Origin of the sequence: Phaeobacter sp. JH20_08 (assembly GCF_048056635.1) — a bacterium.
GTDB classification, from domain to species: domain Bacteria; phylum Pseudomonadota; class Alphaproteobacteria; order Rhodobacterales; family Rhodobacteraceae; genus Phaeobacter; species Phaeobacter bryozoorum.
This window is the reverse complement of sequence record NZ_JAYMVV010000022.1, coordinates 17,121-38,712: the sequence shown is the minus strand read 5'-3', so window position 1 is coordinate 38,712 and position 21,592 is coordinate 17,121. Positions and strand designations below refer to the sequence as shown.

At 61.4% G+C, this 21,592-nt stretch carries 20 protein-coding genes; 12 read left to right on the top strand and 8 right to left on the bottom strand.

Annotation, left to right across the window (positions count from 1 at the left end; genetic code table 11):
• Positions 1-75: 75 nt before the first annotated feature.
• The 4 genes from mutL to VWY75_RS18620 all read left to right on the top strand — a co-directional run bounded on the left by mutL (position 76) and on the right by VWY75_RS18620 (position 5,008).
• Positions 76-2,025 carry a DNA mismatch repair endonuclease MutL gene (gene mutL, locus VWY75_RS18635; RefSeq protein WP_416537635.1) on the top strand — a complete coding sequence of 650 codons (1,950 nt, stop codon included), beginning with the start codon at positions 76-78 and terminating at the stop codon, positions 2,023-2,025.
• Positions 2,025-3,254, top strand: coding sequence for a DNA recombination protein RmuC (locus tag VWY75_RS18630; protein WP_416537634.1), 1,230 nt, complete (start codon positions 2,025-2,027; stop codon positions 3,252-3,254). Before mutL ends, VWY75_RS18630 begins: the two co-directional genes overlap by 1 nt.
• Positions 3,254-4,555 carry an adenylate/guanylate cyclase domain-containing protein gene (locus tag VWY75_RS18625; protein WP_416537633.1) on the top strand — a complete coding sequence of 434 codons (1,302 nt, stop codon included), beginning with the start codon at positions 3,254-3,256 and terminating at the stop codon, positions 4,553-4,555. The genes VWY75_RS18630 and VWY75_RS18625 overlap by 1 nt, the downstream gene beginning before the upstream one ends.
• Before the next feature lie 129 nt (positions 4,556-4,684).
• On the top strand, positions 4,685-5,008 hold the full coding sequence (locus tag VWY75_RS18620; RefSeq protein ID WP_340546876.1) for a DUF3775 domain-containing protein: 324 nt from the start codon (positions 4,685-4,687) through the stop codon (positions 5,006-5,008).
• A gap of 159 nt (positions 5,009-5,167) precedes the next feature.
• Here the strand turns inward: VWY75_RS18620 and VWY75_RS18615 are convergent, their stop codons facing one another.
• From VWY75_RS18615 to VWY75_RS18585, 7 genes are all read right to left on the bottom strand, one after another.
• Complete coding sequence (locus tag VWY75_RS18615) at positions 5,168-6,310, bottom strand: saccharopine dehydrogenase family protein (RefSeq protein ID WP_416537820.1); 1,143 nt, start codon at positions 6,308-6,310, stop codon at positions 5,168-5,170.
• 32 nt (positions 6,311-6,342) lie between these two features.
• The gene (locus VWY75_RS18610) at positions 6,343-7,395 is read right to left on the bottom strand and encodes a saccharopine dehydrogenase (protein WP_416537821.1); all 1,053 of its coding nucleotides are present in this window, start codon (positions 7,393-7,395) and stop codon (positions 6,343-6,345) included.
• A gap of 10 nt (positions 7,396-7,405) precedes the next feature.
• Positions 7,406-8,020, bottom strand: coding sequence for a glutathione S-transferase family protein (locus tag VWY75_RS18605; RefSeq protein WP_416536737.1), 615 nt, complete (start codon positions 8,018-8,020; stop codon positions 7,406-7,408).
• Positions 8,021-8,068: 48 nt separating this feature from the next.
• Positions 8,069-8,719, bottom strand: coding sequence for a histidine phosphatase family protein (locus VWY75_RS18600; protein ID WP_340546873.1), 651 nt, complete (start codon positions 8,717-8,719; stop codon positions 8,069-8,071).
• A 313-nt stretch (positions 8,720-9,032) separates the two neighbouring features.
• A complete protein-coding gene (locus VWY75_RS18595) occupies positions 9,033-9,260 on the bottom strand; it encodes a WGR domain-containing protein (RefSeq protein ID WP_340546872.1) in 228 nt (75 codons plus the stop codon).
• Between the two features lie 101 nt (positions 9,261-9,361).
• A complete protein-coding gene (locus VWY75_RS18590; protein ID WP_340546871.1) occupies positions 9,362-10,066 on the bottom strand; it encodes a response regulator transcription factor in 705 nt (234 codons plus the stop codon).
• Positions 10,063-11,964: a PAS-domain containing protein gene (locus VWY75_RS18585; RefSeq protein ID WP_416536731.1), complete on the bottom strand. Its 1,902-nt coding sequence runs from the start codon at positions 11,962-11,964 to the stop codon at positions 10,063-10,065. Before VWY75_RS18585 ends, VWY75_RS18590 begins: the two co-directional genes overlap by 4 nt.
• Positions 11,965-12,234: 270 nt before the next feature.
• Here VWY75_RS18585 and VWY75_RS18580 point away from each other — a divergent pair, with 270 nt between their 5' ends.
• The 3 genes from VWY75_RS18580 (at position 12,235) to VWY75_RS18570 (ending at position 16,146) form a co-directional block, all read left to right on the top strand.
• Positions 12,235-14,178 carry an AMP-binding protein gene (locus tag VWY75_RS18580; RefSeq protein WP_416537832.1) on the top strand — a complete coding sequence of 648 codons (1,944 nt, stop codon included), beginning with the start codon at positions 12,235-12,237 and terminating at the stop codon, positions 14,176-14,178.
• A gap of 97 nt (positions 14,179-14,275) precedes the next feature.
• The gene (locus VWY75_RS18575) at positions 14,276-15,085 is read left to right on the top strand and encodes an ABC transporter ATP-binding protein (RefSeq protein WP_340547244.1); all 810 of its coding nucleotides are present in this window, start codon (positions 14,276-14,278) and stop codon (positions 15,083-15,085) included.
• 74 nt (positions 15,086-15,159) lie between these two features.
• Positions 15,160-16,146, top strand: coding sequence for a branched-chain amino acid ABC transporter permease (locus tag VWY75_RS18570; RefSeq protein ID WP_416536730.1), 987 nt, complete (start codon positions 15,160-15,162; stop codon positions 16,144-16,146).
• 57 nt (positions 16,147-16,203) lie between these two features.
• Here VWY75_RS18570 and VWY75_RS18565 read toward each other — a convergent pair whose 3' ends face one another.
• Positions 16,204-16,548, bottom strand: coding sequence for an SHOCT domain-containing protein (locus VWY75_RS18565; protein WP_416536729.1), 345 nt, complete (start codon positions 16,546-16,548; stop codon positions 16,204-16,206).
• A 102-nt stretch (positions 16,549-16,650) separates the two neighbouring features.
• Here VWY75_RS18565 and VWY75_RS18560 point away from each other — a divergent pair, with 102 nt between their 5' ends.
• The 5 genes from VWY75_RS18560 to VWY75_RS18540 all read left to right on the top strand — a co-directional run bounded on the left by VWY75_RS18560 (position 16,651) and on the right by VWY75_RS18540 (position 21,588).
• Positions 16,651-16,908 carry a hypothetical protein gene (locus VWY75_RS18560; protein ID WP_340546867.1) on the top strand — a complete coding sequence of 86 codons (258 nt, stop codon included), beginning with the start codon at positions 16,651-16,653 and terminating at the stop codon, positions 16,906-16,908.
• 3 nt (positions 16,909-16,911) lie between these two features.
• Positions 16,912-17,988 (top strand): branched-chain amino acid ABC transporter permease, encoded by a 1,077-nt coding sequence (locus tag VWY75_RS18555; RefSeq protein ID WP_340546866.1) that lies wholly within the window; start codon positions 16,912-16,914, stop codon positions 17,986-17,988.
• Between the two features lie 90 nt (positions 17,989-18,078).
• The gene (locus tag VWY75_RS18550) at positions 18,079-19,362 is read left to right on the top strand and encodes an ABC transporter substrate-binding protein (RefSeq protein ID WP_340546865.1); all 1,284 of its coding nucleotides are present in this window, start codon (positions 18,079-18,081) and stop codon (positions 19,360-19,362) included.
• A 157-nt stretch (positions 19,363-19,519) separates the two neighbouring features.
• A complete protein-coding gene (locus VWY75_RS18545) occupies positions 19,520-20,356 on the top strand; it encodes an ABC transporter ATP-binding protein (protein WP_024098644.1) in 837 nt (278 codons plus the stop codon).
• 14 nt (positions 20,357-20,370) lie between these two features.
• Positions 20,371-21,588: a phenylacetate--CoA ligase family protein gene (locus VWY75_RS18540; RefSeq protein ID WP_340546864.1), complete on the top strand. Its 1,218-nt coding sequence runs from the start codon at positions 20,371-20,373 to the stop codon at positions 21,586-21,588.
• Positions 21,589-21,592 lie beyond the last annotated feature (4 nt).

Genomic DNA, 21,592 nt, shown 5'->3' with positions numbered 1-21,592 from the left:
ACAGGCCGCTGACTGCGCCCGACAGGACGGATTGCGGCTGGAAGAATCGCGCGGCGGCATGCTAAATATTGCGGCATGGCATATGCAGACCCCCAAATCAGCGACAGTTCACAACCGATCATCCGGCAGCTTGATGACAGTGCCATCAACCGCATCGCTGCGGGAGAAGTGGTCGAACGCCCTGCTTCGGCGGTCAAGGAACTGGTGGAAAACGCCATTGATGCGGGGGCCTCTCGGATCACCATCGACATCGCGGATGGTGGCAAGACGCTGATCCGGGTGACCGATGATGGCTGCGGCATGGCACCGGCAGATCTACCGCTGGCGCTGTCGAGACATGCCACCTCCAAGATCGACGGATCTGACCTGCTGAACATCCATACCTTCGGCTTTCGCGGTGAGGCGCTGCCATCACTCGGCGCTGTCGGACGGTTGAGCATTACCAGCCGCGCCAAGGGACACGAGGCCGCGAGGATTCGCGTCGCCGGTGGCCAGATGGAGCCGGTGAAACCTGCCGCCCTGCGCGCAGGCACCGTGGTTGAGCTGCGGGATCTGTTCTACGCCACGCCCGCCCGGCTGAAGTTCATGCGCAGCGACCGCGCCGAGACGCAGGCCATTGGCGACGTCATCAAGCGGCTGGCGATGGCGGAACCATCGGTTGGCTTTACCTTGCGTGATGTCTCCGGCGGCGGTGAGGGGCGGGTGACCTTTCGCGCGGACCCGCTGTCGGGTGATCTTTTCGATGCGCTGCACGGGCGGCTCACGACGGTTCTGGGGCGCGAATTTGCGGAAAACGCGCTCAAGATTGATGCCACCCGAGAGGGGGTCCGGCTTTTTGGCTATGCGGCCTTGCCGACCTATTCGCGGGGCGCCGCGGTGGCGCAGTTCCTCTTTGTGAACACCCGACCGGTTAAGGACAAGATGCTGACCGGTGCCCTCAGGGCGGCTTATTTCGATTTTCTCAGCCGCGACCGCCACCCGGCAGCGGCGCTGTTTCTGGACTGCGATCCGGCGCTGGTTGATGTGAACGTCCACCCCGCGAAGTCCGAGGTCCGGTTTCGCGATCCCGGTGTGGCGCGGGGTCTGATCGTCTCAGCGCTGCGCCATGCGCTGGCGGAGGCCGGTCATCGGGCCTCGTCCACGGTTGCGGGCGCGACCCTGGGGGCGATGCGCCCAGAAGCCACCTCGCCAGATCCGGCCGGCGCTGGCGGCCCGCGGATCTACCAGATGGATCGGCCGTCAATGGGCGCGCGCAGCCTTTCTTATGCAGCCCAGCAACCAGAGAGCTTCGCGCCTGCTCCTGCTCATCCGGCGCAATCGGTGTCGCCCGGCTTTGCTGAGCTGGCCAGCGCCTATAGCGGCCGTGTGACAGAGGCGCCCAAAGGTGCGATGGCCCCGGGTCAGCCCTCGGACAGACCCGAAACCTCTGCGCCCGGGGCCGAGCATCTGCCGCTTGGTGCCGCACGCGGGCAGGTGCATGAGAACTACATCATTGCCCAGACTGCCGACGGTATGGTGATCGTCGATCAGCACGCCGCCCATGAACGGCTGGTCTACGAGAAGCTGAAACGCCAGATGGCCGAGACCGGCGTCGCTGCGCAGGCCCTGCTGATCCCCGAGATCGTCGAGCTTAGCGAGGGGGATTGTGCCCGTATCCTGGCGGTGGCCGATGATCTGGGCCGCTTTGGTCTGGGCATCGAAGCCTTCGGTGGCGGCGCCATCGCTGTGCGTGAAACCCCGGCCATACTCGGCACTGTCAATGCCACAGCGATGGTGCGCGATATCCTTGATGAGCTGGATGATCAGGGCGAAAGCCAGCTGGTTCAGGCCAAGATCGAAGCCATCCTCAGCCGGGTTGCCTGCCATGGGTCCATCCGCTCGGGCCGCTGGATGCGCGGCGAGGAAATGAACGCCCTGCTGCGCGAAATGGAAGCAACGCCGCATTCCGGGCAGTGCAACCACGGGCGTCCCACCTATGTCGAGCTGAAACTGGCCGATATCGAACGTCTGTTCGGGCGGAGCTGATGGAGTCGGTCCTGCTCTTTCTGGAGCGCGCAGAGCCGCAGATGCTGGTGCTTCTGGGGATTGGTGGTCTGATGATGGTGGGGCTCGTCATGCTGCTGCGCAGCCATGCACGCGCTGCCGCGAGCATGGACCCGATCGCACAGCAGATGGCTCATCTGGGACAAAGCGTTCAGCAGTTGCGCGGCGGGCTACAGCATGTCTCCGACGCGCAGGCCAACGCGCAGATGCAGATGATCCAGACCGTTGAGGCACGGCTCGGCGCTGTGCAGCAGCAGGTCAACGACCGTCTCTCCGACAACGCGCTGCGGCAGGCCCGCGCGCTGGCCGAAATGCAGGAGCGCTTGCAGGAGAGCCTGCACGGGTCGACCAAACGCACCGTCACCTCGCTCACTCAATTGCAGGAGCGGCTGGCGGTGATTGACAAGGCGCAGGACAATATCACGAAGCTGTCGGGTGATGTCCTGGGGCTTCAGGACATCCTGGCAAACAAGCAGACGCGCGGCGCTTTTGGAGAAATCCAGCTGAATGATATCGTCTCCAAGGCGCTGCCCTCTGACAGCTATGCCTTTCAGCACACGCTGAGCAACGGCAAGCGCGCCGATTGCCTGATCCATCTGCCCAATCCCCCCGGTCCGATCGTGATCGACAGCAAATTTCCGCTGGAACCCTATGAGGCGCTGCGCAACGCCGAGACACCGGAGCAGCGCGCCAGCGCCGCGCGCCAGCTGAAGGCGGCATTGCGGGGCCACATCCGGGCGATTTCAGAGAAATACATACTGGAGGGCGAAACGGCGGATGGCGCGCTGATGTTCCTGCCCTCCGAGGCTGTTTATGCCGAACTCCATGCCAATTTTTCCGACATTGTGCGCGAGGGCTTCTCCGCCAAGGTCTGGATCGTTTCGCCAACCACCTGCATGGCCACGCTGAACACGATGCGCGCCATTCTCAAGGATGCGCGGATGCGCGAACAGGCCGGCGCGATCCGCAGCGAGCTGGGGCTTCTGCATAAGGATGTCGAACGTCTGGGCGACCGGGTGGGTAATCTGGACCGCCATTTCGGCATGGCGGCAAAGGACATCGCGGAGATCAAGATCAGCGCTGACAAGGCCGGACGCCGGGCGCAGCGGCTGGACAACTTCGACTTTGAAGAAATTGCCCCGACATCAGCTGGCATCGGTCAGCCCCCCGATCCGGTGAATGTCGTTCCGCTGGGGCGTTCCGATAGCTGATGCAACAGACCACCATCGCTCCCCTGCTGAACACGGCCTCAATCGCGGCAGAGCGGCTGGTGTCGGTTCTGCGGATCGCGGTGACGCTGGGCCTGTTTGCCGTATTCGTGGTGACGATGTCGGGGGTGGACTTCAGCTCTCTGGCGCCCTTCCTGCATCGTCAGCTGCTGTTTGCGCTATTGACGATGTTTGCCTATCTGACCCTCGGTATCGTTACCTTTGCTGCGACGACATTCGGGTGGTTCCGGCCCTGGATGTCCTGGATTAGCGTGACGGCGGACTGTGCCTTTCTGCTCTTCAATGTCTGGTTCAGCCTTGAGAACAGCAACTACCCCGGAGGCGTGGCGCTGCTGCTGCCGCCGGCCTGGCTGGTTCCGCTGGTGCTGGCCTACGGTGTCATGCGGATGGACCCGCGCCTGCAGCTGTATACGACGGTTCTGCTGACCGGTGGGCTGGGGATCCTGATCTTCTGGCCGGTGACCCGGCTGGATGTGGGGCAGATGGGCAGTCTGTACAGCGTGCTGGACAGCCCGGCAAACGTGATGAAGCTGACAATGATCCTGCTGGCCGGATTGGTCATGGTTGTGGCGGCTGCGCGGATGCGGCGATTGTTTTACCGGGAGCTGACGGCGGCTGAGGCGCGCGCCAACCTGACCCGCTATCTGCCGGCGCAGGTGGCCGATCAGCTCGCGGATGGCGGGCTTTCGGCGCTGCAACAGGGCCAGCGCCAGCCGATGGCCGTGATGTTTGTCGATATCCGCGGCTTTACCCGCTGGTCGGAATCACGTGATCCGCAGGAGGTCGGAGATTTCATCACCGCATTCCGCAATGAGGTGGAATTCAGCGCCACCCGGCATGGCGGAATGATCGACAAATATATGGGCGATGCGGCAATGCTGCTGTTTGATGATGCGCCTGTGGCGCGCGGCGGCGCAAATGGCGCCGCCCGGGCTCTGGCCTGTGCGGCGACGCTGAGCGAGGCCATTCACCGCTGGTCGGACCGGCGCGTCGCTGCGGGCGAACCGCCGGTGGACATTGGCATCGGCGTTCACGCAGGTGAGGTGTTTTCTGGTGTTGTCGGCAATGCGGCGCGGCTGGAATATTCGGTCTTTGGAGATGCGGTCAACACCGCCTCCCGCCTCGAGCAGCACAGCAAGACCGTTCCGCAGACCATCATTGCCTCAGCTGTTACGTTTGAGATCGCAGGTATCGCCCCCGCGCGCCAGCGTTGGGTTGCCCTGGCGCCGGTGACGTTGCGCGGGCGCAGCAGGCTGATCGAGATCTACGCCAAAGACAGCTGATCCGTCGCCCGCCGGCCTCCCCGGGGGCGCGGTCTGGCGGCTTCTGCGGTTCTTGCCCCAGATCAAGGACAGCCACGCGGCAATGGGGTCTGATCCTCATGAACAGCGCGGACAATGGAGGACGAGCCCATGCTGGAGATCAGTGCCCGAAAGGTGGCGCAAGTGGCCATGATGGCGCGCGAGCTATCGCGCGCCGAGGGGGAGCTCAGGGCGTTTATCGACCGCATGGGCGAGGATGAGCAGGCCGAGCTGGTTGCGATCATGTGGATTGGCCGAGGCAGTTTCGACGCCGACGATCTGGAGGAGGCCATCGCAACCGCTCAGCAGGAGGCGACCACGCCGACTGCGGATTACCTGATCGGGACACCACATCTGGCGGATAATCTGGAATCCGGCTTGGACGCGCTGGGGATTGATGTTCAGAGCGTCGAAGAGGATGTCATCGGGCGCTGAGCGTTCCGCTGACGGGTTGCGATGGCAGATCGGTATGGCAGGGGGCGCCGAGGTGTGGCGCCCGCATGGCCTGTCGCGCCGGGGCTCTGCCCCGGACCCCGGGATATTTGGGGCCAGAAGATGGCTATCTTCCGCGCAGTCGGCAGCCGGGGCGTGGGTTTAAGACGTGCTGTCGACCACCTCGAGATGCTGGGCCAGCACACCGATCTTACCCATCCACTGATCCACCAGATCGGCGTCGCTGGGCGCGGCGCTGACGCCGGGAGCGATTTTGCCGTTGATGGCAGCCTCGATGGCGAAGGACACCGGGTAGGAGACCAGCCGCGCCATCGCCGTGCCGCGTTCGTCACCCCAGGCATCCATCACATAGGTCTTGTGCCAGACTTCGGCACCGTCTTTTTCGGCTTTCAGCCCGACGCAAAGCACCACGCGGTCTGGCTCACCGTCGTCATAGGCATTCTCTGCCCAGAATTGATCCGACATTTCCTTGAGCCGGGCATCGCCTTCGGCGCCCGATAGTGTCTCGACCTCCTTGAAGACATCCGCCCAGGCATCGGCCCAGCCGTTGAGGCGCAGGGTGCCGCGAACGAATTCTTTTACCTTCCAGTCCGCGCCGAATTCATACTGCGCCATGAAAGGGAGCGAGTCGCGGTTCGGATAGACTTCGAAGCTTTCGGATGCGGGCAGCGGTGCCTCGTAGGAGGAGATCGCATCCCAGGGGCGGGCGACGTCCAGCGCCTTGAAATCGCGGATCGACTTCGACGGGGAGCGCAGCGCCTTCAGCACGCCGAGCGGCGACCAGCTGAATTTGTAGCGGAACGGGTTCGGTGTCTTGGGGATGCCGCCGCAGTAGGAGATAAAGCTGATCTCATTGTCCGCATCGAAGGCCTTGGAGGCCTTATAGTCGGCAACCAGCGCATGGGCCATCAGGTGGTCGATGCCAGGGTCGAGGCCAACCTCGTTGATCAGGCAGACACCGGCGTCCTTTGCCCGCTGGTCCAGCGCGCGCATCTCCGGGGCGATGTAAGAGGACGACACGAAATGGGCGCCATGCTCAATCGCCAGCTCAGCCAGCGGCACATGCCAGTCACCGGGCAGCATCGAGACGATCACATCCTTGGGGCTGAGCATCTGGCCCAGATTGGCAAGGCTGAAGGCATGGATATTGGTTGTCAGATCGCCGATTGCCTCGCGCGCCTTATCGGGAGTGCGGTTCCAGACCGCGACGTCATGGCCCGCCTCAAGCAGGCGGCGCAGGCCAGGGATTGCGGACAGGCCGGTGCCGCACCAATGGATTGTCATTGTCAGTCTCCGTTGTTTGGTTCCGGCGATGGTCAGCCCGGAAGATGGTCCTTGAAGGTGGTTTCCGCCCGGCCCCAGACGCCACTGGCAAGATCGGTAAGGGTCAGCAGGGAGGGCAGCAGCTGGGCTGCATAGTCTTCGGAGCTTTCGACCGGCAGCATCGAAGGCAGGTTATCAATCGCCATGACGTCCAGTACGGGATCCTGGGCGACCCGCAGGGCAGGGGCCTTCCATGTGGTGGCGCGGTCATAGACCGGAACCGGGTTGTAGTCGCTATCAGGATCGCAGGCGACATCGCCGATGGCGGTCAGCCGACGATCAGCGGTCAGCGCCTCTTGCGGGACGAAGACCGGCGTGCCGGGGCGTGCGAAGATGCAGTTGAGAAAGAGATCGTGGGCCAGAATTTCGGGGAAAGGGCCGCCGCTGGCGGTTTCTGCCATATCCCATTTGGTGACCGCGACACCCATCGCCTCGCAGATATCGGCGGCCCCGGTGCCGACCCGGCCCAGGGCGCCAATGACGATGGCCGAGGGGCGGTCGGTTTTCAGACCATCCAGCTCTGCGCTCAGCTCGGCAAGCAGCGCATCCTTGCCCTCGTAGACGCCAACCGGGCCGCAGAGCTCACCGCGCTGCTGCGCGGCCCAGGTTTTCAGCGTGACGGCCGCACCGGCATAGCCGGCCCAATAGCCGAAGGCCGCAACCCGGCGGCCACTTTCATCGACCAGATATTCCAGATCGTAGAGCGTGCCGCCGCCGGCCTGGAACCGTTCAAGAAGCGCTTTGCCGGAGTGCTGCCCCTTGTAGGCATGTCCGAACATGATGTGGCGGTGCGGCAGCGGAGTGCCGTCTTCGGGCAGTTCTTTCAGGCCGAAGATGATGGCGTCGCGGGGGGCGTCGGGCCAGCTGTTCTCTGCCGCGATCTCGCAGCCGGCGTCAATGTAGCCCTGCAACGGGATGGCGCGGACCGTGCTTTCCTCGACCGTGACCTTCAGCCCGGCGTCGATGAGCGCTCTGGCACCTTCGGGCGTCAGGCCAACCCGTTCTTCATTCGGGCGCTGTTCGGCCCGTACCCATAGATGTGTCATGTCTTGTCCTTTACAGCATGCCCTTGGCGGTCACCGCGTGTACCGAGTCACGCTGTTCCATAGCCGCCATGAAGGTCTGAATTTTTGGGTAGTTGGCGAGGGTCACGCCGTCGCCCTCCAGCCAGGTGCAGATCACATAGAGATAGCAATCCGCGAGGCTAATGGTGTCGCCCAGCACGTAAGGGCCGCGCAGTCCGAACTGGCTGATATAGTCGCAGGAGGCGGCCATGGTCTGTGGCACCTTGGCCTGCATGTCCTTGAAGCTGGAAGTCTTGTTTGCCCAGCGGCTTCCGCGCAGTTTATGGGCGTGGTTCACATGCATGGTGGAGGCGAGATAGAACATCACCTCACGCATGCGGGCCAGCAGGACCGCCTCGCGGGGGCGCAGAGCGGCATCGGGGGCCATATCGGCCACATATTCCAGCAAGGCGCCGGTTTCCGTCAGGATGCCGCCATCCACCACCAGCGCCGGGACACGGCCCTTGGGGTTGATCTGGGCATAGGCGGTGCCAAGCTGTTCCTTGGCTGCGAAGTCAATACGGATCGGCTCGTAGTCCAGTCCGGACTCTTCCAGAGCGATGGCGACGGCCACCGAAATCGTCCTGGGTGCATAATAGAGCTGCATCATCCTGTCCCTCCCTCAGATAGTGCGGTCCCCGGTCGGATGTCGGGCCTACAGATGGGTCTGTGCGTAATGCCGATCCGGGGCTTCCAGATGGGGCACCGCGTTGAACAGCACCGGGCTCAGCTGACCGCCGATCGCGTGCAGCCGGTGCATCGAACTGTTCATGATCGCGAGCGCCATGCGCGCCATTCCGGTGGTATCCAGCCCCATCGCCTGCCGCATGGCCATCGCGATCAGCCCGCCGGATGTGACCACCAGGGCCGGCCCGTCGCCTGCGGAGATCTCGGCCAAGGCGGAGCGAGTGCGGGTTTCAAAGTCTCGCCAGCTTTCTGGCGGGTTGGTGATCTCATCCGCAGCCCAGGCGGAGAAAACCTTGGGCATGTGCTCGATGAACCCTTCCCGTTCGGTCGGGATCTTCAGCCCGTGCTGGGCCTGCATCGCCTCGGCCAGATTGAAGTATTCCATTTCGTTCAGTCGCGGATCCTGCACCACGTTTTCAAGCCCCATGGCAGTCGCGGTTTGCAGATGGCGGGTCAGCGTGCCGCAATAGACGCGGGTGTAATGCGCGCGCGTCTCGCTCAGATGCGCGCCAAGCCAGCGTGCCTGCTGATGGCCCAGATCGCTCAACCGGTCATAGCTCGCTTCGTCGCGGGCGCTGGTGTTGGCCTGTCCGTGGCGGATCAGCGTGATATGCGTCATGGCGTGTTCCTTTGCGTCCGGGCAAGTCTTAAGCAAGCTTTTCAACGGTGGAAAGGGCCAGTTGTCGATTTCGGATCCAATCCAGTCGGGCGGCACGGTGACAGGTAGATTAGGTCCGGTTCGGACCAAATGTTTCGCGTGCGAAACAAACGAACAAAAGCTTAACGAAGAACCACACAAAAGACCTTGTTTTACAGCTGTTGCGCAATGGGCGCGCGGGGAATTGGGCCGCCGTAAACCGGCGCGCTGTACGGTGGGTGAAAGGGGATCTTGAGCTGATGGGCGACGGCGGTATGCGATGGCTTATCGCAGATCAGGCGCGGTCATAGCCCCGTTTCAGCATCCGTTTGCGGTGCTGATCCGCCGCGATCGAGGCTTCGCGCAGGTTGCCGTAGATATTGATGGCGCTCTGCCCGCTGCCGCCGGCCACCCCCCATTCCCTGAGAACGGAGACTTCAGCGAAGAGGTTCATCGCAAGTTCGATCCGATAGAAGCGCGGGACCCGCGCCGGGTGTTGGCGATAGAGCAGACAGGTAGCCATACCCGAATCATATCGCCGTCGATTCGCTGCGTCCAGTCCGAGCTTTGGCCGGAGTACTCCCAGAGCTTTGGCGGCTGGATTTCGAGCCGACGGCGGCGTGATCAGAGCCAGCTGACATCGCCGAGGAAGATATAGCCGGCGCCGTAGATCGTCTTGATCAGGCGCGGGTTCTTCGGGTCTTCGCGCAGCTTGGTGCGCAATCGCGAGATGCGCACATCCATGGCCCGATCAAAGCTTTCGCCAGCACCACCGCCTAGGCTTTCTTGCATCTGGGCGCGGGAAATCAGCCGTTTCGGGCTTTCCAGGAACAGCCGCAGCACCTCGCCCTCGGCATGTGAAAACGGGGTCTCTGCGCCGCTGTCATCTTCAAGGATGTAGCGATCGAAATGCGCGGTCCAGCCGGAAAACGAGGCGCTGTTTCCCGTGGTTGCCGCGGTGCGGGGGCCCCCGCGCAGCCGGGCGCGGATGCGCGCCACCACCTCGGCCGGGTCAAAGGGTTTGGTGATGTAATCATCTGCCCCGAGCTCCAGCCCGGTAACACGGTCCTGTACCTGTGCGCGTCCAGAAATGATGATCACGGCCGCCCCCTGTTCCAGCGCGAGGCGATGCACCAGCGCCAGCCCATCGGTATCGGGCAGCGAGAGATCGACAAGGCAGACATCGGGAGTCACCCGGTTGAGAGAGGCCTCAAATTCGCGGGCGCGGGCAAAGCTCTGGGTGCGAAATCCGGCTTCCTCCAGCGTGTCGGTCAGGATGCGGCGGATCTCCGGCTCGTCGTCAAGAATGGTGATCAGGGGTCGGCTCATGCGGCGGGTTCCGATTTGATCAGCGCTGAAAGCTGATGAGTGGTAAAGGGTTTCTGCAACACCGGGCAACGTTTCAGCGCCATGCGGAACAGAGGATCGCTGGTCGGCAGGGACGTCATCAGAATGCAGGGCAGGCGAGAGCCCTGCAAGCGGTCGACCAGGTCGATCCCGGTGGCGCTGCCCTGCAGCTTGATATCCGACAGGACCAGAGAGATGCCATCGATATCTGCGGTCAGCGCGCAGGCTTCGTCCACGCTTGTGGCCTCAACCACGGCATAGCCAAGATCAATCAGCATATCGCGGAAGGTGGCGCGCAGCTCCTCGCTGTCCTCCACCAGCAGCGCCAGCCCGCCGGCGGCATCCGGTGCCAGCCGATAGGGAATGCGCAGGGTCACGCTGGCACCGGAAACGGTATTGCCGATCCGCATGTCCCCACCGGTGGATTTGGCCATATCGTAGACCATCGGCAGGCCCAGACCTGATCCTTCGCCGCCCTTGGTGGTGAAGAAAGGGTTCAATGCCTTCTCCAGCGCGGTTTTGGAAAAGCCCGGTCCGGTGTCGGTAACGCTGAGTTCAAGCCAGGTTTGCCCGACGACATGGGCGCTGACAGTGATCTGACCCTGACTGCCGCAGGCGTCACGTGCGTTCAGAATAAGGTTCAAAAGGGCATCCTGCAGTTTGCCCGGATCCAGCAGCAGCCGCACATCCGGCGTGTGATCCACGATGCTAAGGCCCATGCCCTGGGGCAGCGAAGGCGTCGCCAGGACCTTCAGCTCTTGCAGAAGGCCGTGCAGATCGGTGGCGCGCGGACGCAGGCTGCGGTGTCCGGTCATCTCGGCAATACGGTTGAGGAGGCGCCCGCCACGGCGGGCAGCGGAGAGCGTGGCCTGAACCAGATCGGCCGCCTCCGGGGTCAGATCGGATTTCGCCAGTTTGCCCTGCATCCCGAGGATGATGGTCAGGAGGTTCGAGAAATCATGCGCCAGCCCGCTGGTCATCTGAGCGGCCATTTCGCGGCGGCGGGCCTGTTGCAGGGCGACACGGGTCTGGGTTTCCTCGGTCACATCCATCGACAGGATGAACACGCCGCCGGTGTCATCGGGGGTGAAGGCCACCCGGATCCGGCGGCTGTCATGGCTTTCAGTGAACTCGAACACCGGGCTTTCGCCCTGGTAGGCCGCCATCAGATGCGGTGCAATCTTGTCATAGGCGGCCGCGCCGAGCGCCTCTGCGATATGCGTGCCGAGGATTTCGGACGGACGGCTGGGAAACACCGAACTGAGGCGCCGGTTGGTATAGGTGTAATAGCCCTCGGCGTCGACATGGGCGATATGGGCGGGCATCATCTCGGTCGTCAGGCGGGTGCGCGCTTCCATCTCCGTGAGCTGACGCTTCGCCTCTTCCAGTGCGGTGATCGTCGCGGCCAGTTTGCGGTTGGTGGCTGACAGCTCTTCGGTATGGGCGATCAGCTGATCGGACATTTCCTCGGACCGGGCCCGCAACAGCTGTTCAATTCGCTTGGTCCGGGTGATGTCGGTGTAGACCGTGACCCAGCCCCCCTGAGGCAGAGGTGCCCCTTCGATAGAGATCACCTGACCGTTGGCGCGTTCGCGTTCCAGATAATGGGGCACGAAATCCAGCGCCTGATCAACGCGCTGCTGCACGAACCCCTCGATATCATCGACCGGTCCATATTCACCGCTGGTGGCAATATGCCGGATCGTCTCGTCAAAGCGTGCACCCGGGGTGATCAACGCATCGGGCAGGTCGAACATCTCCTGAAAACGCTGATTGCACACAACAAGGCGCAGCTCGCTGTCATAGATCGACATCGCCTGGGCAATCAGGTTGAGCCCGGCGGTGGTCATTGTGGCGCGGTGTTTCTCGGATCGGTTCATGCTGTCTCCCCGCCGCATGGCTAGCATCCCGACGGGCCTGCGCAAAGAGCTTAGCCTGCGACAGGGGGCCCCGGTGGGACGATCTGTGTTCGCTGGGCGAACGGCTGTTACAATTCGTAAGATTTGGGAAAACTTCAGGAAAAAGTTGACGCAATAGCATGAGGCCGTCCCTAATCGGGATCAGAATCGCGGTTAGCGATCAGTCCGGCCGCATGGGTCGGAAAGGGGAGGAGAAAGAACGTGGCTCAGACGCAGTCGGGTGCCGCAGGGATGATGTCCCTGCCGGCGCTGCTTGAACGCAATGCGGCGCAGTTTGGCGATCGCCAAGCCTATCGGGAAAAGGAATTCGGCATCTGGCAATGCTGGACCTGGTCCGAAACCCAGAAGGAGATCGAGGCGCTGGCGCTTGGGTTGATCAATCTGGGCGTCAACGAAGGCGACTTTATCGCCATCATCGGGCGCAACCGTCCGTATCTCTACTGGGCGATGGTTGCGGCACAATCCGTGGGCGCGGTGCCGGTGCCGCTCTATCAGGACGCGGTGGCGGAAGAGATGGCCTATGTACTGGGCCATTGCGGTGCGCGGTTTGTGATCGCGGGTGATCAGGAACAGGTCGATAAGGTCATCGAGGTTCAGGAAGAGCTGAGCAATCTGGAGCAGATCATCTATCTGGATCCGCGTGGTATGCGCAAATATGATCACCATGCGCTGCATCAGTATTCCCACGTTCAGGATCAGGGCCGCGCGGCACGCGACGAATGGGCCCCCGATCTGGAAGCCCGCAAGGCCAAGCTGACCTACGACAGCACCTGCGTCATGCTCTACACCTCCGGCACCACGGGCAAGCCGAAGGGTGTCGTCCTGTCCAACCGCAACGTGATCGAAAGCGCCAAGAACTCGGCGGAGTTCGACCGGCTGACGGCGGGAGAGAACATCCTGTCCTATCTGCCGATGGCATGGGTCGGGGATTTCATTTTCTCGATCGGGCAGGCCTATTGGTGCGGCTTCTGCGTGAACTGTCCCGAAAGCGCCGAAACGATGATGACCGACCTTCGCGAGATCGGTCCGACCTATTTCTTTGCGCCGCCACGTGTCTTTGAAGGCCAGCTGACCAGCGTGATGATCCGTATGGAAGACGCGAGCACGCTGAAGCGCAAGATGTTCCACCACTTCCTGGCACATGCAAAAAAGGTGGGCGGCGACATTCTCGACGGGCGTCCGGTAGGCCTGATGGACCGGCTGAAGTACAAGCTGGGCGATCTGCTGGTCTACGGTCCGTTGAAGGATACGCTGGGCTATGGCCGTATTCGCGTCGGATACACTGCGGGTGAGGCAATCGGGCCGGAAATCTTTGATTTCTACCGCAGTCTGGGCATCAACCTCAAACAGCTCTACGGCCAGACAGAGGCGACGGTGTTCATCACCGTGCAGCCTGATGGCGAGGTGCGCGCAGATACGGTGGGGGTTCCGGCCCCGGATGTGGAGATCAGGATCGCCGAGAATGGCGAGATTTTCTATCGGTCGCCGGGCACCTTTGTTGAATATTACAACAACCCGGAATCCACGGCATCGACCAAGGATGCCGAGGGTTGGGTGGCCACTGGTGATGCGGGTTTCTTTGAAGAGGGCAGCGGCCATCTGCGCATTATCGACCGTGCCAAGGATGTCGGAAAAATGGCGGATGGCGCGATGTTTGCGCCCAAATACGTCGAGAACAAGCTGAAGTTCTATCCGGATATTCTGGAGGTCGTGCTGTTCGGCAATGGCAGGGACCGCTGTGTTGCCTTCATCAATATCGATCTGACGGCAGTCGGCAACTGGGCAGAACGGAACAATATCGCCTATGCGTCCTATCAGGAGCTGGCGGGGCATCCGAAAGTTCTGCAATCCATCAAAGAGCATGTGGAAAAGGTCAATGAGTCCGTAGCTCAGGACCGGATGCTGTCCGGCTGCCAGGTGCATCGCTTTGTTGTGCTGCACAAGGAACTGGACGCAGATGACGGCGAAATGACCCGGACGCGGAAGGTCCGCCGTGTGGTGGTCGAAGACAAATATGCCGACATCATTGCGGCTCTTTACGATGGCTCGTCACAGATTTCGACACGCACCGAGGTGACTTACGAAGATGGCCGCAAGGGCGCGATCAGTGCCACGCTGGATATCATTGATGCCAAGGTCGTACCGGTGACCCCACAAGCGGTGGCTGCCCAATGAAACGGATTATGACAGGCGCTGCGTCGATGCGGTCGGCGGCGGCGCGGAGCCACAGCACATCAACCAACAAGGCGAAAGGCGTGGTGTCGTGAAGGATATGGAAGACGGCTATATCACCGAGGACGGGCGCAAGATCGGCGGCGTGGTGATGGAGATGAAGAACATCACCCTGCGCTTTGGCGGCGTGGTGGCGATCAAGGATATCTCGTTTGATATTCGCGAAGGCGAGATCCGGGCCATCATCGGCCCCAACGGTGCGGGCAAATCCTCGATGCTGAACGTGATCTCGGGCTTTTATGTCCCACAGGAAGGCGAAGTTCTGTTTCGCGGCAAACCCCGCCCGCAGATGCGCCCCTACGAGGTGGCCCGTCAGGGCATCGCCCGGACATTCCAGAATATCGCGCTGTTTGACGGGATGAGCGTGCTGGACAACGTGATGACCGGGCGGCTCAACTTTATGAAGACCAATCTGCTTCAGCAGGCGATCTGGCGTGGCAAGGCGGAGGCCGAGGAGACCGAAAACCGGGCGGCGGTTGAGCGGATCATCGACTTTCTTGAGATCCAGCACATCCGCAAAACGCCTGTGGCACGGCTGCCTTATGGTCTGAAAAAGCGGGTTGAGCTGGCGCGGGCGCTGGCGGCGGAGCCAAAGCTGCTGCTGCTGGATGAACCTATGGCGGGGATGAACGTCGAGGAAAAAGAGGACATGTCCCGCTTTATCCTGGATGTGAACGACGAGTTTGGCACCACCATCGCGCTGATCGAACACGACATGGGCGTGGTTATGGATCTGTCCGACCGGGTTGTCGTGATGGATTACGGCAAGAAGATCGGCGACGGCACGCCCGAGGAAGTGCGCAACAATCAGGATGTGATCGACGCCTATCTGGGGGTCAGCCATGACTGATGAGCGATTGGGTGGAAAAATTTTCGAAAATTTTTGGCAAGTTTCTTTGAGGAAACTTGCAGGAGGAGAGCGGGATGCCTGAACAACTCGTCTTTGCGATGGAGGTCACGCTGAATGGCCTGATGGCTGGAGTGCTCTATGCGCTGGTCGCGCTGGGGTTTGTCCTGATCTACAAGGCCTCGGGGATCTTCAACTACGCCCAGGGCGTGATGGCATTGTTTGCCGCGATGACTCTGGTTGGGATCATGAACGGGCAGGTTCCGTTCTCCCATGTGATCAACGCGATCTTTGGCGGGCATGTCACCCATTTTGGCTGGACCGTGCCGTCCTTTGTGGCGATCGTCATGACGGTTGGGGTGATGGTTCTCCTGGCCTGGATGGTCCAGCAATTCGTGATGCGCCATCTGGTTGGCCAGGAACCGATCATCCTCTTTATGGCCACCATTGGACTTGCCTATTTCCTCGAAGGGGTGGCGGATCTGATGTGGGGCTCGGAGATCAAGACGCTGGACGTCGGTCTGCCGCAGGGCATCAACCTGTGGATCGACGAGACCACCTATCAGATCTTTGATTATGGTTTCTTCATCGACAATCTCGACATCGTTGCGACGATCATCGCGGCACTGCTGGTGGCGGGGCTGGTGGCCTTTGCGCAATATACCAAACAGGGGCGCGCCATGCGGGCGGTGGCCGACGACCATCAGGCGGCGCTGTCGGTTGGCATTTCACTGAACTTTATCTGGGTACTGGTCTGGTCTGTCGCGGGGTTTGTCGCGCTGGTCGCCGGGATCATGTGGGGCACGAAGTCCGGCGTGCAGTTCTCGCTGTCGCTCATCGCGCTGAAGGCCCTGCCGGTATTGATGCTGGGCGGTTTCACCTCGATCCCCGGCGCAATTGTTGGCGGGCTGATCATTGGCGTAGGCGAAAAACTGTTCGAATTCATGGTCGGCCCGATGGTCGGGGGCGCGACGGAAAACTGGTTTGCCTATGTTCTGGCGCTGCTGTTCCTGGTGTTCCGCCCGCAAGGTCTGTTCGGGGAGAAGATCATTGAACGGGTCTGATGCGCCTTGGCATGGCGTGCGGCCCCGATCTTTCGGGACCGCGTCGCGGTGGCTCCGTCAGCCTTCCAGACGTCGGAAGGCCGCGATGACGATGGCTGCAAACACGGTGACAACCAGCGTGAAGGCTATCGTCAGATCGCCGATCAGCTGTCCGACAAGCACCGTCATGGCCGCCGCCGCGCAGAGCGCAAGCAGCAGCATGCCCCAGGCACCCGGCGCAACATCGCCTGAAGGCCGCACTGCGGTCCGAGCCACTGGTTGGCGGCTGGCCTGCGGCAGCACCGTTGCCTCCTCGACCGTGTTCAACAGCCGGGTCTTGGCCTTTGTGAACTCCTCGGGAGATATCTCTCCCCTGTCCCGCGCAGCCTCTAGCTGCCGGATTTCCTGCAAGATTGCACTCATCGTTCCCACTCACTTTTCCCACGATGAAGGTGGCAGAAAGATTTGGACGAAATGTGGCGAAAGCCAGAAATCCGAAGAAATGGTTAACGCCGGAGGCGGCCGATGACGAAGCTGATCGCCATCATCAATGTCATTGCCTGGGCCGGGTTCTGGGCCTTTGGATATCTGGCGCTGACCGCCGAAGGGTTTTCCGAAGCACAGATGGTCACAGCATCGCTGTTGGCGGCGGCGGGGCTGATTACCGGGGTTCTTGCCTATCTGCGACTGGCCCGTGCTGCCGAGTTAAGCGGTTACGCCAGCAAGACAAATCAACTCGACGCGGGTCTTAGAAACCGCGCGCAGCAAGAAGGGAGCATCTGAGTCATGTTCTATCGTGAAGCCGGAGATTTCAAAACCTCCTACCAAGATGACAGCCAGACCTTCCCGATCAAATTCGACCGGATCCGTTATTATGTGGTGCTGGCACTGGCGTTTCTGGTGGTTCCTTTTGTGATAAATGACTATTGGGCCAACGCCATTCTGCTGCCGTTTCTGATCTATTCGATCGCGGCGATCGGCCTCAATATCCTGGTGGGATATTGTGGTCAGGTGTCGCTGGGCACCGGTGGTTTCATGGCGGTGGGGGCCTATGCCTGCTACAAGCTGATGACTGCCTTTCCAGAGGTGAGCATGTTCATTCATGTGTTGCTGGCGGGCGGGATCACTTCGCTGGTCTGCATCGCCTTTGGCCTGCCGTCGCTGCGCATCAAGGGGTTCTATCTGGCGGTGGCGACACTGGCGGCGCAGTTCTTTCTGGTGTGGCTCTTCAACCGGGTGCCTTGGTTCTACAACTACTCGGCCTCCGGCCAGATCAGCGCGCCTGAGCGGGATGTGTTCGGCATCCTCATCACCGGCCCCAATGCTCCGGCCTGGGCCACCTATATGTTCAGCCTGATTTTCCTGGCGTTTTGCGCACTGGTGGCCCGCAACCTGACCCGTGGCACGATTGGGCGCAGCTGGATGGCGATCCGTGATATGGACATCGCCGCCGAGATCATCGGAGTGAACCCGCTGAAGGCCAAGCTGTCGGCCTTTGGTGTGTCGGGCTTCTTTATCGGTGTCTCCGGCGCGCTGTTCTTTTCCGTCTATCTTGGTGCGGTTGAAGTCGGCGAGGCCTTTGGCATCAACAAGTCGTTCCTGGTGTTGTTCATGGTGATCATCGGCGGTCTGGGGTCGATTTTCGGCTCCTTTGCCGGGGCGGCGTTCCTGGTGCTGCTGCCGGTGGTTCTGAAGGTTGTCGGCGTTGATGTGCTGGGCTGGCCCACCGATATCGTCGCCCATATTCAGCTGGTGATTGTTGGTGCGTTGATCGTGATCTTCCTGATCGCCGAACCGCATGGCATCGCCCAGCTGTGGCGCGTTGCCAAAGAAAAACTGAGACTCTGGCCGTTCCCGCACTAAGCGGGGTCAGCCAGGCAAGACCGCGGGGAAACAACAAGATCAAACCCCGTTTCGACCCACATCGGACAATTCAAGGGAGGATGAGACCCGATGAAAATGAAACTGACGACTCTGGCGCTGGGCGCCATGATGGCCGCTGGCCCTGCGATGGCAGACCTGGTGTTCCCGTCGCTGAGCTATCGCACCGGCCCCTATGCCGCCGGTGGCATCCCCTTTGCCGACGGCTATGCGGATTACTTTACCCTGGTCAACGAGCGTGACGGCGGCATCAATGGTGTGAAGGCCAAGGTCATCGAATGCGAGACCGGCTATAACACGGAAAAAGGTGTGGAATGCTATGAGGCGACCAAAGGCGAAGGCGCGCTGGTCTATCAGCCGCTGTCCACCGGCATCACCTATCAGCTGATCCCGAAAGTTACGGCGGACGGCATCCCGCTGCACACCATGGGCTATGGCCGGACATCGGCAGCCAATGGCGAAGTGTTCAGCAATGTCTTCAACTATCCTGCCAACTACTGGGATGGTGCGTCAGGGATCATCAACTATCTGCTTGAGGAAAACGGCGGTGATCTGAACGGCAAGAAAATCTCGCTGCTGTTCCATAACTCCGCCTACGGCAAAGAGCCGATCCGCACGCTGGAAGAGCTGTCCAAGAAGCACGGCTTCACCCTGTCGACCCTGCCGGTGGATCACCCCGGTCAGGAACAGAAGTCCCAGTGGCTGCAAATTCGCCGTGATCGCCCGGATTTCGTGATCATGTGGGGCTGGGGTGTCATGAACCAGGTTGCCATTCAGGAGGCCGCCAACATTCGCTATCCGATGGAGAATTTCATCGGTGTCTGGTGGTCCGGCGCCGAGCATGACGTGATGGCTGCGGGCGATAAGGCCAATGGATACAAGGCCGTGACTTTCCACGGTGTTGGTCGTGACTTCCCGGTGTTCGATGACATCCAGACGCATGTCGTTGACAAGGGGCTTGCGGCTGGTGCCGGCGATCAGATCGGTAACGTGCTCTATAACCGCGGCATGTATGCGGCGATGTTGGCCGTTGAAGCGGCCAAGACCGCACAGGAGATCCACGGCACCAATGACATCACTCCGGCGATGATGCGTGACGGCATGGAAGCTCTGGAGATGCCCGAGGCGCGCATGTCGGCGCTGGGTATGCCGTATTTCGGCCCGTCCTTTAACGTCTCCTGCGAGAACCACGGTGGCCCCGGCCTGGTTGGTATGACCCAGTGGGATGCCTCGAGCAAAACCTGGAACCTGATCAGTGACTTTGCCCCGAGCGATCGCGACGTGATCCAGCCTCTCATCGAGGAAGATTCCATGGCTTATGCCAAGGAAAACAACATTGAGGTGGGCTGCAAGTAACGCAGTTTGGTCTGCCCCCGGCTTTCGGTCGGGGGCGGACCTGGCGAACCGCGTCGCTGCTGGCGCGCATATCATCCGGTGCGGCGCGCAAGGGCCGCACCCACAGACAGACCCGGAACAGGGCGACCGGGTCAGGACCGCGTGAGGACATTAACAGATGCTGGATACAGCCAAAACCACCGATGTTCAGGCAGAGACCCTGCTTGAGGTCAACAACATCGAAGTGATCTACAACCACGTGATCCTCGTTTTGAAGGGCGTCAGCCTGAAGGTGCCCAAGGGCGGGATCACCGCGCTATTGGGTGGCAATGGCGCGGGCAAGACGACAACACTCAAGGCAGTGTCAAACCTGCTGCATTCGGAGCGGGGCGAGGTCACCAAGGGGTCGATCAGCTACCGGGGCGAGCGGATTCAGGACCGCGATCCTGCCGAACTGGTCAAGAAAGGCGTCATTCAGGTGATGGAGGGCCGTCACTGTTTTGAGCATCTGACCGTTGAGGAAAACCTGCTGACCGGCGCCTATACGCGCAGCGATGGCAATGCGAACATCCAGCGCGATCTTGAAATGGTCTACAGCTATTTCCCGCGCCTGAAGGAACGCCGCCGCAGTCAGGCCGGCTATACCTCCGGCGGGGAGCAGCAGATGGTGGCCATGGGGCGCGCCCTGATGAGCCGCCCTGAGACGATCCTGCTGGACGAGCCGTCCATGGGGCTGGCACCTCAGCTGGTGGAGCAGATCTTTGAAATCGTGAAGTCGATCAATGAAAACGAAGGGGTGACCTTCCTTCTGGCTGAGCAGAACACCAATGTCGCGCTGCGGTATTCGCACTATGGTTACATCCTGGAGTCTGGCCGTGTGGTCATGGATGGCCCGGCGGCTGAGCTGCGCGAGAACCCGGATGTGAAGGAATTCTACCTCGGGATGTCCGACGAAGGACGCAAGAGTTTCCGGGATGTGCGGTCATACCGCCGCCGGAAGCGGTGGTTGAGCTGAGGCGGGGTGCTGACATGACATATTTTGACAGCCTTGAGACCCGCAGTGCAGACGCCCGTGCCGCTGATTTGGCGGAACAGCTGCCGCAACAGATTGCCCGTGCTATGGCCGCGCCGGGTTATGGCGAAAGCCTGCGTTCTGTAAATGCGGCGACAATCACCAGCCCGGAGGATCTGGCGGCTCTGCCTGTGCTGCGCAAATCGGATCTGAGCAAGGCGCAGGCCGCGCATCCGCCCTTTGGCGGGTTCACCGTGAAACCGGCCAGCGGGTTTGCCCATATCTTCCAGTCGCCTGGTCCGATTTACGAACCGGGTGGTGTGGATCATGACTGGTGGCGCATGGGACGGTTCCTGCATGCGGCCGGGATCGGTGTTGGCGATGTGGTGCAGAATTGTTTCGGCTACCATCTGACACCTGCCGGGATGATCTTTGAGAACGGCGCGCGTGCGGTTGGTGCAGCCGTATTGCCTGCGGGCACCGGTCAGACGGAATTGCAGGTCACTGCGGCGCGTGACGTCGGGGCGACGGCCTATGCCGGGACGCCGGACTATCTGAAGGTGATCCTCGATAAGGCCGATGCCATGGGCGTCAAGCTGGGCTTTACCAAAGCGGCAGTGGGCGGTGGTGCGCTGTTCCCCTCCCTGCGTCAGGAATATGCCGATCGCGGGATTTCCTGTCTGCAGTCATATGCGACGGCGGATCTGGGCAATATCGCCTATGAAAGCGCGGCGATGGAGGGGATGATCGTCGATGAGCAGGTTATCGTCGAAATCGTCACCCCCGGCACCGGCACCCCTGTGGCCGCCGGAGACGTCGGCGAGGTTGTCGTCACCACGCTCAATCCCGACTATCCGCTCATTCGGTTTGCGACTGGCGATCTGAGTGCGGTTCTGCCGGGCGAATCTCCCTGTGGACGCACCAATATGCGGATCAAGGGCTGGATGGGCCGTGCGGACCAGACCACGAAGATCAAGGGCATGTTTGTACGCCCGGAACAGGTCGCCGCGCTGGTCGACAAACATGCCGAGATCGTAAAGGCACGCGTTATCGCCAGCCGTGATGGCGAGATGGATGCGATGACCGTTCAGATCGAGGCACAGGATGGGGACGAAACCGCCTTCTCGCGCTCGGTCGTGGAGGTGCTGAAGCTGAAAGGGCGCGTGGAAGTGGTCGCGCCCGGTGCCCTGCCCAAGGACGGTTTGGTGATCGAGGACCAGCGCAGCTACGACTGATCCC

Coding starts and splice junctions, on each gene's coding strand:
- mutL (WP_416537635.1), top strand. CDS start 76: ATGGCATATGCAGACCCCCAAATCAGCGACAGTTCACAACCGATCATC.
- VWY75_RS18630 (WP_416537634.1), top strand. CDS start 2,025: ATGGAGTCGGTCCTGCTCTTTCTGGAGCGCGCAGAGCCGCAGATGCTG.
- VWY75_RS18625 (WP_416537633.1), top strand. CDS start 3,254: ATGCAACAGACCACCATCGCTCCCCTGCTGAACACGGCCTCAATCGCG.
- VWY75_RS18620 (WP_340546876.1), top strand. CDS start 4,685: ATGCTGGAGATCAGTGCCCGAAAGGTGGCGCAAGTGGCCATGATGGCG.
- VWY75_RS18615 (WP_416537820.1), bottom strand. CDS start 6,310: ATGACAATCCATTGGTGCGGCACCGGCCTGTCCGCAATCCCTGGCCTG.
- VWY75_RS18610 (WP_416537821.1), bottom strand. CDS start 7,395: ATGACACATCTATGGGTACGGGCCGAACAGCGCCCGAATGAAGAACGG.
- VWY75_RS18605 (WP_416536737.1), bottom strand. CDS start 8,020: ATGCAGCTCTATTATGCACCCAGGACGATTTCGGTGGCCGTCGCCATC.
- VWY75_RS18600 (WP_340546873.1), bottom strand. CDS start 8,719: ATGACGCATATCACGCTGATCCGCCACGGACAGGCCAACACCAGCGCC.
- VWY75_RS18595 (WP_340546872.1), bottom strand. CDS start 9,260: ATGGCTACCTGTCTGCTCTATCGCCAACACCCGGCGCGGGTCCCGCGC.
- VWY75_RS18590 (WP_340546871.1), bottom strand. CDS start 10,066: ATGAGCCGACCCCTGATCACCATTCTTGACGACGAGCCGGAGATCCGC.
- VWY75_RS18585 (WP_416536731.1), bottom strand. CDS start 11,964: ATGAACCGATCCGAGAAACACCGCGCCACAATGACCACCGCCGGGCTC.
- VWY75_RS18580 (WP_416537832.1), top strand. CDS start 12,235: ATGATGTCCCTGCCGGCGCTGCTTGAACGCAATGCGGCGCAGTTTGGC.
- VWY75_RS18575 (WP_340547244.1), top strand. CDS start 14,276: ATGGAAGACGGCTATATCACCGAGGACGGGCGCAAGATCGGCGGCGTG.
- VWY75_RS18570 (WP_416536730.1), top strand. CDS start 15,160: ATGCCTGAACAACTCGTCTTTGCGATGGAGGTCACGCTGAATGGCCTG.
- VWY75_RS18565 (WP_416536729.1), bottom strand. CDS start 16,548: ATGAGTGCAATCTTGCAGGAAATCCGGCAGCTAGAGGCTGCGCGGGAC.
- VWY75_RS18560 (WP_340546867.1), top strand. CDS start 16,651: ATGACGAAGCTGATCGCCATCATCAATGTCATTGCCTGGGCCGGGTTC.
- VWY75_RS18555 (WP_340546866.1), top strand. CDS start 16,912: ATGTTCTATCGTGAAGCCGGAGATTTCAAAACCTCCTACCAAGATGAC.
- VWY75_RS18550 (WP_340546865.1), top strand. CDS start 18,079: ATGAAAATGAAACTGACGACTCTGGCGCTGGGCGCCATGATGGCCGCT.
- VWY75_RS18545 (WP_024098644.1), top strand. CDS start 19,520: ATGCTGGATACAGCCAAAACCACCGATGTTCAGGCAGAGACCCTGCTT.
- VWY75_RS18540 (WP_340546864.1), top strand. CDS start 20,371: ATGACATATTTTGACAGCCTTGAGACCCGCAGTGCAGACGCCCGTGCC.